The sequence below is a fragment of the Chitinimonas koreensis genome, from assembly GCF_014353015.1.
Taxonomy (GTDB): Bacteria; Pseudomonadota; Gammaproteobacteria; order Burkholderiales; family Chitinimonadaceae; genus Chitinimonas; species Chitinimonas koreensis.
Genome location: NZ_CP060704.1, coordinates 3962530 through 3976058 on the forward strand (window position 1 = coordinate 3962530; position 13529 = coordinate 3976058).

16 protein-coding genes and 2 pseudogenes are annotated in these 13529 nt (G+C 61.6%); 17 read left to right on the top strand and 1 reads right to left on the bottom strand.

Annotated features, from left to right (window positions below; all coding sequences use genetic code 11):
- Positions 1–4: 4 nt before the first annotated feature.
- The 15 genes and pseudogenes from H9L41_RS16535 to H9L41_RS16595 all read left to right on the top strand — a co-directional run bounded on the left by H9L41_RS16535 (position 5) and on the right by H9L41_RS16595 (position 12364).
- Positions 5–625, top strand: a complete 621-nt coding sequence (locus tag H9L41_RS16535; protein WP_028444739.1) for an STY4526/YPO1902 family pathogenicity island replication protein — start codon at positions 5–7, stop codon at positions 623–625.
- Positions 626–637: 12 nt separating this feature from the next.
- On the top strand, positions 638–1942 hold the full coding sequence (locus tag H9L41_RS16540; protein ID WP_187523486.1) for a hypothetical protein: 1305 nt from the start codon (positions 638–640) through the stop codon (positions 1940–1942).
- 200 nt (positions 1943–2142) lie between these two features.
- A complete protein-coding gene (locus tag H9L41_RS16545; RefSeq protein WP_187523487.1) occupies positions 2143–2736 on the top strand; it encodes a hypothetical protein in 594 nt (197 codons plus the stop codon).
- Positions 2737–2838: 102 nt separating this feature from the next.
- Positions 2839–4199, top strand: a pseudogene (gene dnaB, locus H9L41_RS16550) (replicative DNA helicase).
- 19 nt (positions 4200–4218) lie between these two features.
- Positions 4219–4767: a hypothetical protein gene (locus tag H9L41_RS25835; RefSeq protein WP_157461820.1), complete on the top strand. Its 549-nt coding sequence runs from the start codon at positions 4219–4221 to the stop codon at positions 4765–4767.
- Positions 4764–5708, top strand: coding sequence for a hypothetical protein (locus tag H9L41_RS16555; protein ID WP_028444743.1), 945 nt, complete (start codon positions 4764–4766; stop codon positions 5706–5708). The genes H9L41_RS25835 and H9L41_RS16555 overlap by 4 nt, the downstream gene beginning before the upstream one ends.
- Positions 5705–6703, top strand: coding sequence for a hypothetical protein (locus H9L41_RS16560; RefSeq protein ID WP_187523489.1), 999 nt, complete (start codon positions 5705–5707; stop codon positions 6701–6703). The genes H9L41_RS16555 and H9L41_RS16560 overlap by 4 nt, the downstream gene beginning before the upstream one ends.
- Positions 6704–6723: 20 nt before the next feature.
- Positions 6724–7617: a hypothetical protein gene (locus H9L41_RS16565; protein WP_187523490.1), complete on the top strand. Its 894-nt coding sequence runs from the start codon at positions 6724–6726 to the stop codon at positions 7615–7617.
- Between the two features lie 72 nt (positions 7618–7689).
- On the top strand, positions 7690–8328 hold the full coding sequence (locus H9L41_RS16570) for a hypothetical protein (protein WP_028444745.1): 639 nt from the start codon (positions 7690–7692) through the stop codon (positions 8326–8328).
- A gap of 63 nt (positions 8329–8391) precedes the next feature.
- On the top strand, positions 8392–8769 hold the full coding sequence (locus tag H9L41_RS16575; protein ID WP_084299780.1) for a phage antirepressor N-terminal domain-containing protein: 378 nt from the start codon (positions 8392–8394) through the stop codon (positions 8767–8769).
- 377 nt (positions 8770–9146) lie between these two features.
- Positions 9147–9410 (top strand): annotated as a pseudogene (locus tag H9L41_RS26265) (phage antirepressor N-terminal domain-containing protein); the annotation flags it as partial.
- A 628-nt stretch (positions 9411–10038) separates the two neighbouring features.
- A complete protein-coding gene (locus H9L41_RS25070) occupies positions 10039–10248 on the top strand; it encodes a hypothetical protein (RefSeq protein ID WP_028444747.1) in 210 nt (69 codons plus the stop codon).
- Positions 10249–10356: 108 nt separating this feature from the next.
- On the top strand, positions 10357–11466 hold the full coding sequence (locus H9L41_RS16585; RefSeq protein WP_169730132.1) for a PFL_4669 family integrating conjugative element protein: 1110 nt from the start codon (positions 10357–10359) through the stop codon (positions 11464–11466).
- Positions 11467–11502: 36 nt separating this feature from the next.
- Positions 11503–11973 (top strand): hypothetical protein, encoded by a 471-nt coding sequence (locus H9L41_RS16590; RefSeq protein ID WP_028444748.1) that lies wholly within the window; start codon positions 11503–11505, stop codon positions 11971–11973.
- A 136-nt stretch (positions 11974–12109) separates the two neighbouring features.
- Positions 12110–12364 carry a hypothetical protein gene (locus H9L41_RS16595; protein ID WP_265583822.1) on the top strand — a complete coding sequence of 85 codons (255 nt, stop codon included), beginning with the start codon at positions 12110–12112 and terminating at the stop codon, positions 12362–12364.
- Between the two features lie 61 nt (positions 12365–12425).
- Here the strand turns inward: H9L41_RS16595 and H9L41_RS16600 are convergent, their stop codons facing one another.
- Complete coding sequence (locus H9L41_RS16600) at positions 12426–12590, bottom strand: hypothetical protein (RefSeq protein WP_157461823.1); 165 nt, start codon at positions 12588–12590, stop codon at positions 12426–12428.
- 263 nt (positions 12591–12853) lie between these two features.
- Between H9L41_RS16600 and H9L41_RS26270 the strand changes: the two genes are divergently transcribed.
- Entirely contained in the window at positions 12854–13102 is a 249-nt protein-coding gene (locus tag H9L41_RS26270) for a DUF4160 domain-containing protein (protein WP_084299786.1), read from the top strand.
- Positions 13089–13502, top strand: a complete 414-nt coding sequence (locus H9L41_RS16610; RefSeq protein WP_028444749.1) for a DUF2442 domain-containing protein — start codon at positions 13089–13091, stop codon at positions 13500–13502. The genes H9L41_RS26270 and H9L41_RS16610 overlap by 14 nt, the downstream gene beginning before the upstream one ends.
- Positions 13503–13529 lie beyond the last annotated feature (27 nt).

The following is a 13529-nucleotide window of genomic DNA, read 5'->3' on the forward strand; positions in this document are numbered from 1 at the left end:
CGCCATGAGCAACGATCTTTCGATCAAGACCTTGTCGCTGCTCCAGGTTGTGCAGTTGCTGCACACCGGAGAGCACGGACTATTGGTCGAAGCGGGTATCGGTCTCGACGTCCTGGAGCAACTGCGTGCGCTACCAATGCAAGACCTGTGCACGCTTGTCGAACAGGCCGACTTGCAGGTGACGGTCCACATCGACCCCAGCAGCCTCAAGCGCTGCCTGGAGCGCCTGGCCGATCTCCGGGAGTCCCGGCTCCAGCTGGAGCAGTTTGTCCGCCGTGGTGCTTCGCCGGAGCTGCTGGCCAGGCTGTATTCGATGCCGCAACGCCACGTGCTGACGCTTCGCCGGGTGCTTGGCGTCGATGTACCGGTAGGGCGCCCCGCCCTGCCGCCATTGGATATCGCACTCTCGATCGAAGAAGACTGGGCTCGCATCCGTACGGAAACCGATGACCCACGGCAGCAATACCTGGCCCTGCTCGAGCGGTATCCGGCGTATTCGCTGACGGCGCTCACTGCCGTCATCGACTCGTCGACAAAGAAGGGCAACAACAAACGATTTCCCCAAGCACCAGGGGTGGCAGCCCCTGTTCCCGTGCGCCCGCGCACACGACAACTGGAACCATAAGAAAGGTAAAAGATGAGCACCGCCCCCCTCTCCAATGTTTCGCCGATGGCCTCGCCATCCGCGAAGCAGCTGCGGCATCGCTTCGCCGCGACAGTCGCAGCAATCTGGCGCGCCGCGTCCGGCGCCAACAGCATCGCGGTTCCCCGCGCGCTGATTCGCCTGCTTGGCGGTGACATCAAGGCCGCCGTGATGCTGTCGCAAGCGGTCGTTTGGCAGCGTGAGGCGCTCGATACCCAGCCGCGCGACCACGGCTGGTTCTATCGCAGCGCCGCCGACTGGCATGCGGCGACGCGGTTGACGCCACGGGAGCAGGAGCGGATCCGGCGCAAATTGGTGTCGCTCGGCTTTCTTCAGGTGGAGCGCAACGGATACCCGGCGACGCTGCAGTTCTATCCCGACGTGCCCGCAATGGCTGCCGCAATCGGGTGCCGGGAACAGGAACTGTTCCCCCGGCCGCGACACGGCGAACCCCTGGCGCCGACCACGGATGTCCGGCAGGTCGACCGCTCGGTCTCGCTGCTCGGCCGCATCATCTACCTGCCCGAATTGATGGATGTCTGCGAACAGAACGCCGGCGCCACGCTGCTGCTGTGCCACCTGCTGGGCCTGCACTTCTGGCACAACGTCACGTATGGCCAAGCGGTGTACTGGTTCACCAGCTCCGCGGCGGAACTCGAATTCGCCACCGGGCTGCCGGAGAAGGCACAACTGCTTGCGCGGCGCGTGCTGCAACGCCAGCAGATGATCCTCGAACGGCGCCTGCGCCCCGAGGCACCGCTCGAGTATCAGCTGTACCTGCGGGGCGTCCTGGCGGCGTTCATTCGCGCCGGCGGATCCATTGGCTCACCTGCCGCGCTCCCAGTCGCCGAGCTGGATCCTCCGCGTGTCGTCGACCAGGTCGGGCAACCGACGCGTCGGCCCGGATCCAGCATTCGCGTCGGCCGGTACGTGGCCAACGGCGCCGGCAAGTCGGCGGCACGCATCGTCGGCGCATTCGACCAGCTCGAGCGCGCCGAGCTCGACCCCATTCTCACGGCCGCACCGCTGACCGCTGGCACGCGCCCTTCGTCCCCGACACCCTGCAGCAGCCCCGCTGGATCGGCCCATCCATCTCCGTCCGGCTCGACGGTACGTCGATCAGCGGACGATTCGACCTGCTGTCTCACCTGCGCCTGCAGGCGGCCGGCCAGCAAACAGTTACGACAAATCGGCGGAACGTGGACGACGTCAACGCAGACCATGGAACTGCCAGCAAAGCCAATATGGACACGGCTCTCAGCGGTTTTGCACATGCATGTGCGGACAGCGATGCGCTGAGGACAGATTCGCAAAATGCGCCTGTCCTCACCCCTTCCAGCGAGGTGTCCGCAGGCAGTCACGCTGAGGACAGGCCTGCGGACAATCCCCCAGTTTCGACAATTCCGCGGGACCTATACAGAGAACAGCTTTTTGTCTCCGTAGAACCATCAAAGACAACAACCACCGACAGTGACACTGAACAGGCGCGCGAGCGCGCCGTGGCGGTGCTGGCAAACAACGAAACCCCGATTCAACTCGCGTCGACGCGCCCGCAACCCATCGACCTGAACAGCTTGGTCTGGCCGCCGTGCCTGGCGCACCGGCAGGAGCACCGATCTGCACGCAACGCAGTGCACGATCTCGCGCGCGGACTGCCGCACGCCGCCTTCCAGGCCGTGCTGGATGAAATGACGTTCATCAACCGCACCAAGTCCATCAAAAGCCCTGTCGGCCTGGCTAGAACGCTGCTCAGCTGTGTGCGCAACGGCACGTTCTCGCCCAATGGTGCGGACCTGGTGCTCGAGCAGCGTCAGCAGGCGCAGCGCAATGCGGCCGACCGAGCCAAGCAGCACGAACACTGGAAGCGAGCAGCGCTGCAGAAGGCAACAGCCCCTCGCAAAGCCCTGACCAATCCCGTTCACAAGCCGGTGCATGGCTGGACGCCCTTCCCCTGCACTGCAGCAAGCAGTGCGGGAGCGAAGGCAGCGGAGCTCCAGTACTGGCCCGACATCGCTGCAATCCGATCACACGGCACCACTGCACGGCGCGCCGCGCTGACACGGCAGAACGACCAGGAGCGCCATCATGGATGAGGATTTCGGCGGCACCTTTGACGAGCTGGAGGCCGATCTGGAGGGGACCGCTTTGTCACTGAGGCCGCTGACGCCGCGCATCGCAGTAGCCAAAGCGCACCCATGATTCGAACACCGCCGCAGTCGGTCGAGGCCGAGCAATCCGTGCTCGGTGGACTCCTGATCGACAACACGGCGTGGGATCGGATCGCGGATGTGGTCAAGGAGGTCGATTTCTATCGCGGCGACCATCGTGTCATCTTCCAGCACATCGCCCGGCTGGTAGAAACCGGCCGGCCGGCCGACGCCGTGACGGTGGCCGAGTCGCTCGACAACGCGAATCAGCTGTCCTACGTCGGTGGCATGACGTACCTGGCCCACCTGGCGCAGAACGTACCGAGCTCGGCCAACATCAAGCGCTACGGCGAGATCGTGCGAGAACGCTCGATCATGCGCCAGTTGGCCGTCATCGGCGCCGAGATCTCCGAGGCGGCCTACAACCCGGCCGGCCGGGATGCCGGCCAGCTGCTCGACGAGGCCGAACGCAAGGTCTTCGAGATCGCGGAGCAGTCGGCGCGGGGAAAACAGGGCTTCCTGGGCATGCAGGAACTCCTCAAGGAGGTGGTCACCCGCATCGACACGCTCTACAGCCGCGACAACCCGGATGAGGTCACCGGCATCCCGACTGGCTTCACAGACCTGGACAGCAAGACCTCGGGCCTGCAGCCGGGCGACCTGATCATCGTAGCGGGACGCCCGTCGATGGGGAAAACGGCCTTCAGCGTCAATATCGCCGAGAACGTGGCGATCGAAGCCGGCAAGCCGGTGGCGATCTTCTCCATGGAAATGGGCGGCGCCCAGCTGGCGATGCGGATGATCGGTTCGGTCGGCCGGCTCGACCAGCACAAGGTCAAGACCGGCCGGCTCGAGGACGACGACTGGCAGAAGCTGACCTACGCCGCCGGCAAGCTCAGCGAGGCCAATATCTTCATCGACGAGACGCCAGGCCTGACCGCGCTGGAACTACGCGCGCGCGCACGGCGGCTGGCACGCCAGTTCGACGGCCAGCTCGGTCTGATCGTGATCGACTACATCCAGCTGATGTCGGGCTCGGGCAAGGACCAGAACCGGGCCACCGAAGTGGGCGAAATCTCGCGTTCGCTCAAGGGCCTGGCCAAGGAATTGCGGGTGCCCGTGATCGCGTTGTCCCAGCTCTCCCGGGCCGTCGAACAGCGCGCAGACAAGCGTCCCATGATGTCCGACTTGCGCGAGTCCGGTGCCATCGAACAGGACGCCGACCTGATCATGTTCCTGTACCGCGACGAGTACTACAACCGCGATTCTCCCGACAAGGGACTGGCCGAAGTGATCGTCGGCAAGCACCGGAACGGTCCTACAGGAGTGGTCAAGTTGGTGTTCCAGGGCACTGGTCCCGCTTTGAGAGCGCGGCGCACGGCGCCTGGGGCGACCTGCCGGACCACTAGACGAATCTTGGAGGAAATCATGGATGCGCAAGTACTAGAGAAATGCCGCCTGTGCCGATGCCGCCTCGATGCCAGCGAGGATGACGACTTGGTGCTCGAGCTGTGCTGCTCATGCAAAGCACGCCCGGAAGCCCGCCGGCTTGGCGTGCAGTCGCCCAGCGGAATCGCGTCAAGAGCAAGCACGTCGAGCACATCGCAACCGAAAGCTGCCCGTGATTTCACCCCCGCGGAGAAGGCGCTCGTCAGCAAGGTCCACGGCTACATGCCGGCGCAGCAGTTGCTGAGCATTCTCAACGAGCGCCTTGCCTGCGACCTTGGGCCAGATGCATCGCCGTACAGCATGGACCAACTACATGCGGCAATCGGCAACGCAGGATTGTCCGTTCCAGCGGGCGGACATGACTGGGCCAGCCTGCGGAAGCTCCTCGCCCAAGCATCGCGAAGCGGCGTGCTCGATGTCATCGACGAGCAGGTCATCAACGACTTTGCCGTGGTGTTTTCTCTCAACCCCAAACAGGTCCTGGGCCTGAAAGACATCATCCTTCAAACAAAGGGAGATCGGGAATGAAGCGCGCCGTGATCCAACGCAATGAAATGCTCGGCGCTACCCTCAACTACGGCGGGCAGCCGATCGATTTGTCGGAATACGCCACAACGGGATTGCTCGCCGTCGCGGTCGGCCCCAGGGGAAATGGGAAGACCAACGCCGGACTCGTAACCGCCGAGCAGCTCGCCAAGCAAGGTTGGGTCTGCGTACTGATCGATCCGGAAAGCGAAATGGAATCGATGTACGGCGATGCCGTCGCCCACGCCGCCGACCTTCGCGATCGCCTGGTCCAGCGCGATCAGTCGATCATCGTGGTCTGTGCTCAAGATGCCACCGAGTTCATTCCGTACGGGCGCGCCATCCTCGAGGTCGCCGACGAATATCGCAAGCCGATCCTTGTGGTAATTGATGAAGGACAGTTGTTCAGTGCAACCAGGCAACGCGCGAACGACATTGGCGAAGCCGCCGACATCATCAACGAATTTGCCGGCCGGGGCCGAAAGCGTGCACTGGACTTGTTCATTACCGCGCTGCGCTACACCGGAACCCTGCACCGCTCGATCTTCAGCAACAAGAATTTGACCCTGATCGGCTGCCAGGAAGATCCGACAGCGTGGGCGGCGCTGGCTCCACAGTTCCGTGCGTCAAAGATCGAATTCAACGACTTGAATGCGCTCGCACCTGGGGAGTTCTTCTGCTTCAGCCGCCGCGGCGTCGAGAAGGTTCGAATGCCGATGTCGGAAGCGCTGCGGCGGGTTGCACCAAAGGCAAAGGCAGTAAAGCGAGCATTGCCCACAACGTTCCGCCAATGGAATCAGGCGATGGCCGACATTCCTGCGGAACGGCTGGCCGCCCTGACCGATCCCGTGATCAATCTGCTTGGCGCGGTAGCCGGGCTGTCGGTCCAGCAGATGAGGTCCGGCATGACTGCGCTGCAGGACGAGCTGGAGCTACGTCAGTGACGAATGAACTGCATACCGACGACATGGCCAGCTGGGAGCAGTTTGTAATTACCCACGGATGGAAGGCATGGGCATACGACCTCGCGGCGGTCCTAGGACAATCAGTTCAAGAAATTGAACGCGTCCGCAGCACCGGGGCTTGCACCCAGCTCCGGACCACGAAGAGGTTCGCTGAGCTCTTCACGCTTTGGCACGGACGCCAGCCCACTGATGATGAATGGCCAATGCCATTCAGATACCAGCGGCGCGGCACATATGAATGGCAACCGCCAGAGCTCGCCCTGTTGGCGGGCCTGGTGGGGCAATTGGGTGTCGCGGACATCGCCAAAGTACTGACGAGCCGACTGCGTACACGAACCAACGACCCCGAAGCGGAGCGTACGCCCACCGCGGTCCAGAATCAGATCGGGCGGATTGGGCTCCAAAGCAAGGACGTACTCGGCGGATTGACCACCGCCGATGCCGGCCGCGACGTTGGAGCGCTTTCGGTCGTTCAGCAGGCGATCAGAAGTGGTCAGCTATCCACAATCAACATCGGACCGCGGCGGGTAGTGCCTTTCGACATCTGGGAACGCTGGAAGGCCAAGCGGACGCTACCGCCCCAGGGGTACGTGCGATTGAGTACCCTTCGCACGCCGCTGGCGATCAGGAGCGACAAGCTATCCGAATACGCACGCATGGGATATGTCCCGACCGCCATACGCTGCAACACCTATGGCGCCAAAGGACCGTCCACGCAGTTTGGCACCTGGTACATCGACGAAAAGCTCGCTGTCGAGCTCGTGGCTGCTCGGCGCGCCGGCCGACCAATGCCTTGGCACGGCAAGCCGTTGATCGACAACCTCAGGAAGACCTTTCAACTCTGGGAAGAACGCAAGCATCCGCCTACATGTAAGACCTGCATCGAAATCTGGGGCGAAGTAGGAGTACCACGATCCTTCGATGATTATCTCAAGCACTACCCGCCCTGGCCCACGGCGCGAAACGCCATCTGACCCGACCGTGGGACCCTGGTTTGACGCTTGCCGAAGTGGCGCTGCAGGCAGCCTGCGACATCGAACGCGTTCACCGCGCAGTGGACTGCGGCATGCTCTCCGTGAGCGTGGAGTCGGGCGAGCAATATGTGAGCCGAACCGACGCCACCAAGTGGATATCCAGAAAATGTCCGAATGGGGAGAGCGATGAATCCTGGATTTCCGTCGAGACTGCATGCAAGCAGTACTTGTTCGCAGATGCAGAGCTACGCGGCTTCATCGCGCAAGGTGTACTGCCGTCAAAAGTCGGGACAGCGGGTGCAGCCCGCGGCGTCGTATACGTGGCGCGCCATCAATGTGGCCAGCTTCGGGAGCGGATCGGGTTTACCGAAGAGCAAGCGGCACAACGAATCGGCGTCACCATCGAGCGATTTCGCGTTCTCGTCGACGGCGTGAATTGGCGCAAAGCTGAGGGGATCCCGCTGGTGACCATCCAGGCGGTCATCAAGCGACTCGAGTCCCGAGCAGGCTACACACTCGAGGAGGCCGCAGCGGAACTCGGCACAACAGTGGAATGGATCAAAGCGCGCCGCGATGACGGCACCATCAAGATCGCCAAGGCGAAGTGGGATCGACGTCGCCTCTATGTCACCGCGCCGATGTTGGAACGACTACGACAAGCGCTGGCGGCCCCAACATACCGAGACCAGCTGTCTGAGGACTGGCTCAGCTTGAGCGACGCAGCCTATGAGGCCGGCGTCTCGACAACGACGCTTTGCAAGTGGGGCGATTGCAAGGAGCTCGATCGCCGTATTTCCACCACCGGATGGCGCTACCACCGAGAAGCAGTGCGCGCGAAGGCACGCAGCTACTGGAAATCCGTTCGCTTCCACCGCGCCACGCCACCTGCGTGGTTGCAGGCCGAACTGAATTGACGGTCACGATTGTGGATGCAAACCGATTCGGTAGTGCGTTGTCCACATATGCGGACAAGCTGGAGATAACAAATGACCAATGAAAAGATCGACATTCCATGGTATGCGCCAAAGCCACCAGTTTTGCCCGAGCCGGTAGGCGTACAGGCTGCCGACGCGCTTGTCAGCCGCCTAGGCCCGACCTATTTATTCCCGATACTGCTAGTCGTGGCCTTTCTACTGATCCAGATTCTGGTGGCGTCTATTCTGCTGCTTGCCGTCGTCGGCGAACTCGCTTGTAGCTCCGATTCAATCAGCGGCTGCGGATATATTTCCGAACTGATCTTTGTCGCAGGTTCGCTTGGTGCGTTTTCTTCGACCGTCACCAAGGTTTTCTTCGCACTACTGGTGTTGTGCTTGATTTGCCTGATATGCCTGTCGGAGACGGGCGTAATCCGTAAGCAGGAACGGTGGCTGTCGCTCCAGGACGAAGATGAACTCGCACGGTTGTGCAACAGTTGTCCATCCCTCGATGAATATCGAGGCAAGGTCATTTTAATGCGCCGTCGATTTCTACGGTCCGAATTGGAGATGGCAAGAATGTTCGTCATGGACATGGATCAGTACGAAAGAGCAATCGCAATCCACCGGCGCCTGTATTCGCTACCGGCCTCCTCGCTGGATAGGCACCAGGCTGAAGGCGTGCCGTTCACTTACTTGAATAGCCGATAGGCGGCCGCACGCGATGCTTCGGCTTGTCCGCATGTGCGGACATGACAAAGAGGGAGGGGACATATGAACGACGCTCTGACCGCGGAGACGGTCATGTTTCAAGGGGCGGCGCTGCTGACCGTTCAAATCGACGAGACCGTATATGTCGCGATGAAACCGATCGTTAAGGCGTTGGGTATTAAGTGGGCACGTCAGGTGCAACGAATTCGAGACGAACAAAGGTATGCACATATGTACATACCTCTCCAAACGCCCGGCGGGATGTCCGCATATGTGGACAGTAAGGAAACCACAATGGTGCTCAAGGCCAGCGACGTTTCAACGCATCGTCCAGATGCGCAAGTGAGGCCGTCGCCGACGTACGACGCCGTGGCATTTGAAGCGGAGACAACATGTCGGAACCGGTTCGGACCTCATTCGCCAGGCGGACTCAATTGCTGATGTTCTATGGCCTGATTGCCGGCATTACACCTACGTCAATCGCGAAAAGGTCACCTCAGCGAATCCTGGATTTTGCTTTCTCAAGGCCAGCTGGCGTCGATGCGGAATTACCAAAGGAGGCCTCCTAGTACTTGAGCGCGTCTACATATAAGAGGCTGTCCTCATATGCGGACAAAAAGGAAGCAGCCATGGCTACTGAAACGATCGAGATCTCTGCGCATGTGTCTGTCCGCATATGTGGACACAAGATTTAGCGAGAAATAATTAAGCACTGTCCAGTTCTATGGACATTTAATTTAGTGGCACATTCGCTAGGCCATGCGGGCACAACCTAGCCAGGAGGAAAGATGAGCGACGTCCTTACAGCAGAGAAGGTAATGTTTCAAGGCGCGGCGTTATTGACCGTTCGAGTCGACGGGGTTGCATATGTCGCGATGAAACCAATCGTTGAAGCCATTGGGATCGACTGGCGTTCCCAAAGAGCAAAGTTTCGAGACGGATTAGGGTGGGGTGATATCACCCTCCCTTTGCAGACACCAGGCGGTTTGCAGCAAGTGCTCTGTATTCCCCTCCGCAAACTCAATGGGTGGCTGTTCTCGCTCAACCCAACAAAGGTGCGAGACGATCTCCGGGAGCGCCTCACGCTATACCAGGAAGAGTGTTTCGCCGTCCTGCATGCGTATTGGACCACCGGCCTTGCTGCGCGTACGCCTGGCGCGACGCTCGGCGCAGGCGCGGTGAATATGGAGTTCGATCTCGATGCCGGGGTTGAAAACCTCTCGCCAGCGGGCTGGTATCACCTGGTCGTGGCGCTGAGCGAACGATCCCGGGCCATCATGGTGCTCAAGCTGCTACAGCGCGGCGCGCTCCACACACCAGTCGCCCTACCGCTCCGCGAGTGGACGACGATTCTGGCCGGTGTCGCGAATGGCCCCGAGTCCGTGCGGGGAATCATCCAGGCGCTGAAGACGCTGGGAGTCGTCGTGAGCCAGCCCAATGAGAACCCGCGAAGCCCGGAAGGATTGCTGATCGACGCGAGGGGGCTCCAGAGACTGCTCGACGAGACCACGCTCCTCGCCCGCTGCCTCCTGGCCCGGACGAGATGGAAGCACACCGTCCGGCACTCACTCCCTTCCCGGTGCTTTACCCGATCCTGCGGACCGACAAGCCGCAGCTGTGGCGTCAGCAGGCGGCGCTGCGAGGTGCCTCGCCCACGTCAGCTGGCGAGCAATGAATGTCCGCATGTGCGGACAGAACGGAGGATGCGAGATGCCGAGCTTCGCCGAAGTGCAACGCGCCCTGCGGCAATGCATGGCCGTCGAAATGCCCATCGACGGTGTGCTCAGTACGGACGCGTCGACGCTGGGCACGCTATTCGCGGAAATGATGTACCTGCAACAAGACCACCGGCCGGCCGACGCGCTGAGCGACCAGCAGCAGGCTTGCTTCGCGCGCTGGTCCACATCGTCGGCCGCATGACACTGCCTCAATACAAGCGACAGGCCATGACCTGCCGCAGCTTTGCTTGCTTGCCCAAGGCCGCCCCTCGTCGGGGCCTGATGTCCGCATATGTGGACGCTCATGGTTATGGAATACGACATGACGACTTTGCCTTGGAACACTGACTGGATGCGCGCCGAAAAAATCGGCGCGATGCGCACTTCGAACTCGCCATTCCCGGATGGCTACGACATCCACGGAGAGGAACGCGCACTCACGGAGGCCAACCTCCTGGGTATCGATGACGACGTCTCACCGGTGCACCCCCTGTACACACGCCTAAACGAATACGACCTGCGGCGCAGCGCGCTCGACTCGGCGGTTGCACACCACGGCGCGCGTCAAGGCGCCGACCCGCTGGTGTCCGATCAAGAGGCCAGCAAACTGCGCCAGATCGGCCGGCTGGAGGCCGATGGCGACGATGCGCTCCTGCTCCACACGCGGGACGCCTACCGCCTCTTCATGGGGCGCGGTCGCTCGCCTGATGGCCGCGGCGGCTTCCCGATCGTGGGCGGCCGGAAGGCTGCGGCAGCCTTGCTCGCGTTGTGGAACCTCTCCAGCCGGAACAACCCGTACGCAGACTGGCTGCTGATCCAGTTCATGGAGCAAGCGGAGGCCCTGCGCAAGAAGCTGCGCGACGGCTCCAACGCGCTGGCCGACAGGCTCCAGGAGCAAGCGAACCGGGGCTTCGTGATCAAGGTCGCGGTGTCCACCCAACCGCAAAGCCTGCATCTCGGCTTTCGCTCGCCGTACGGCTACGAGATCGCGTTCATCATCGCGGACTTCGACTGGGCCACCCGCCACATTCGCACCCTCGCCATGAAGGCGTTGCTGTCGACCAATGCCGAGGCCCAGCTGATCCGGGACTTGCGGCAGGAAGCGCGAAGGATCTTTGCGGCCGTCGTACGCGGCCAACGCATCCTGCTCAACGAACGCCTCGTGACACTGTCACGAAACGACTGGTTGTCCAGCGATGCGTCCGCCAAGGCGCGAGTGGCCGGTGCCCAGGAACTGCTCGGCGAGCTGCCGCCCGACGTGTTTCAGCAGAAGCGCGTGCCGAAGCACCATCGGCAGCATGCGCTGAGCGCCGAGGAGCGACGGGTGCTGGAAAGCGTGGACCTGGAACAACTGGGACGTGTGGAAGATGGTCCAGCCGATCCTGTCGCGCTGGAATCTGCCGCAGAGCAGTTGCTTTGATCGGCGGGTACCTGGCGCAGCCTTGCGGGGTTCGGCATGAGTTTGAAAAGCCATCAATTAGTTATTGATCAAAGGGCCTTTAAGGGTAAGGGGGCCGAGGCGACCGGGCGGGTTGCCCGGTCCATGTGCCACGCAGTGCTGGAGACTGCACGCGCCCTGGTGGCCGACGCGGCCAAGACCGCGCGCCACCTGCCCTACCAGATCAAGCTCGATGCCCGCACCAAGGACGGCGCACGCTATTTCGTGGTGCGCTGGCTGCACGGCGGCCGGTCGGTGGTCTGGCACGACATCCAGCACGACCGGACGCTGGCGCCGCACGTCCTGGGGCTGCTGAGCGCCTACAACACCGAACTGGAGGAGCTGGTCGCGCTGCAGTCGACGCTCAGGGCTGTTGTCGCAGCCACGGACCGGTTGGGCAAGGTACATCGTGGGGAGACGTACAACTCGCTCAGTAAGGGGCCTGGTGCAGGCGGGAAGCGAGCAGCGCGCACGGCAAATGAGAGCTAGCGCAAGACGAGAAGGCCGGCGTCACTGTCCGCATATGAGGACGACCGGCATGGCGCATCGGAAAGAAGGAAAGCGCGATGGCTCGTGCTTTCCGCAACGACGGGAGCCATACATGACACTTCTAACACTAGACCAAGTGAAGCAGATTTATCGTCAAGCCATCGAGCCTGCTCAGGACGGCAATGGCGAGGCTTGGTGGCAAGAGGTGTCCATTGAAGTACATGCGGTGGTATCAGCTGCGACGCTTGATGCAGCCGCGAAGGTAATTGAATGGTGGCACAGCGAGGAACGGTGGCGTGAAATCTGCGACAGCCCACGCAAGGCGGCACGTCGCATTCAACGTGCCGCTGCAAAGCTGCCGCCATCGGTGGGCGGCCAGTCTGCAGAGTAGAACCATCACCGAATTTGGGGCGCCGCCATCCGAGAACCGAATGGATAGCGGCGCTGTCGCGTCAGGTTCGCGACTTGGTGCCAGAGGAACGCCCATGCCGGTTCTTACGGACTTCGTTCTTCTTTGCACCGATCCAGACTACAACTACGGTGCCGATCGCTCTCGCGATGGCTTCAACGGCGGGAGCAACTGCCTTTACAAGGTCAATGAGTTCTTGGGTGGTCATGGCGCACTCCGTGCGAGTCTGGCAAATGCCGCCCCAGAACTCCATATACCCCTCGGCAAACCTCCCAAGCTGCGGTGTCGTCTCATAACGTCGACCAGGCGCAACGCTGCGATCCACGCAGGCTGGTGAGGCGCAGTCCCAGCATTGACGGTTGTCCGCACATGCGGACATCGCTCACCTCGTACGGTGATGCCCCAAGGTAACGTTGGGGCGCCAATATCAACCCTCAATCTCAGAAACCCAAGCCGTTAGGTTTTGCTACAATGCCAACTGTACTGAAGATTTTCGGCTTGCGCGTCGTCATCTACCCAAACGACCATCGTCCTGCCCACGTCCATGTGATCGGGAACGGTTGCGAGGCAGTGTTCAACCTGCACTGTCCGGAAGGGCCGCCGGAGCTACGGGAAAACCATGGCTTCTCGCGTGGTGATGTGGTGAAAATCCTGGATGGGCTGGCGGTGGACTTGGTCCATGCTTGCGGTGAATGGAGACGGATACATGGAACTTACTGACGAGGAATTCGAGGCGGCGAATCGACGTGCTGCGCAGAAAAAGGCAGCCTTTCCCCCGGCGGTATCCGTTCGTTACGATCGCCGTGTATCCCGTGTGGTGATTGGCTTGGCATCGGGTTTGGAGCTCTCGTTCTCCCCCAAGCAGGCACAAGGACTCGAGCATGCTCGTCCCGACGACTTGCTGGATGCGGAGATCACGCCGTCGGGCTTGGGCGTACACTTCCCGCGTATCGATGCCGACCTCTACATTCCGGCCTTGCTGGAAGGATTCTTCGGGTCGAAGCGCTGGATAGCCGCTGAAATGGGCAAGGCTGGCGGCAAAGCCTCCAGTGACGCAAAGTCCGCCGCGGCCCGGCAGAATGGAAAGCTAGGCGGGCGCCCGAAGAAGATTGCCGCTTGATTTGGTGTGAGATGTTTCGGCCAAGTG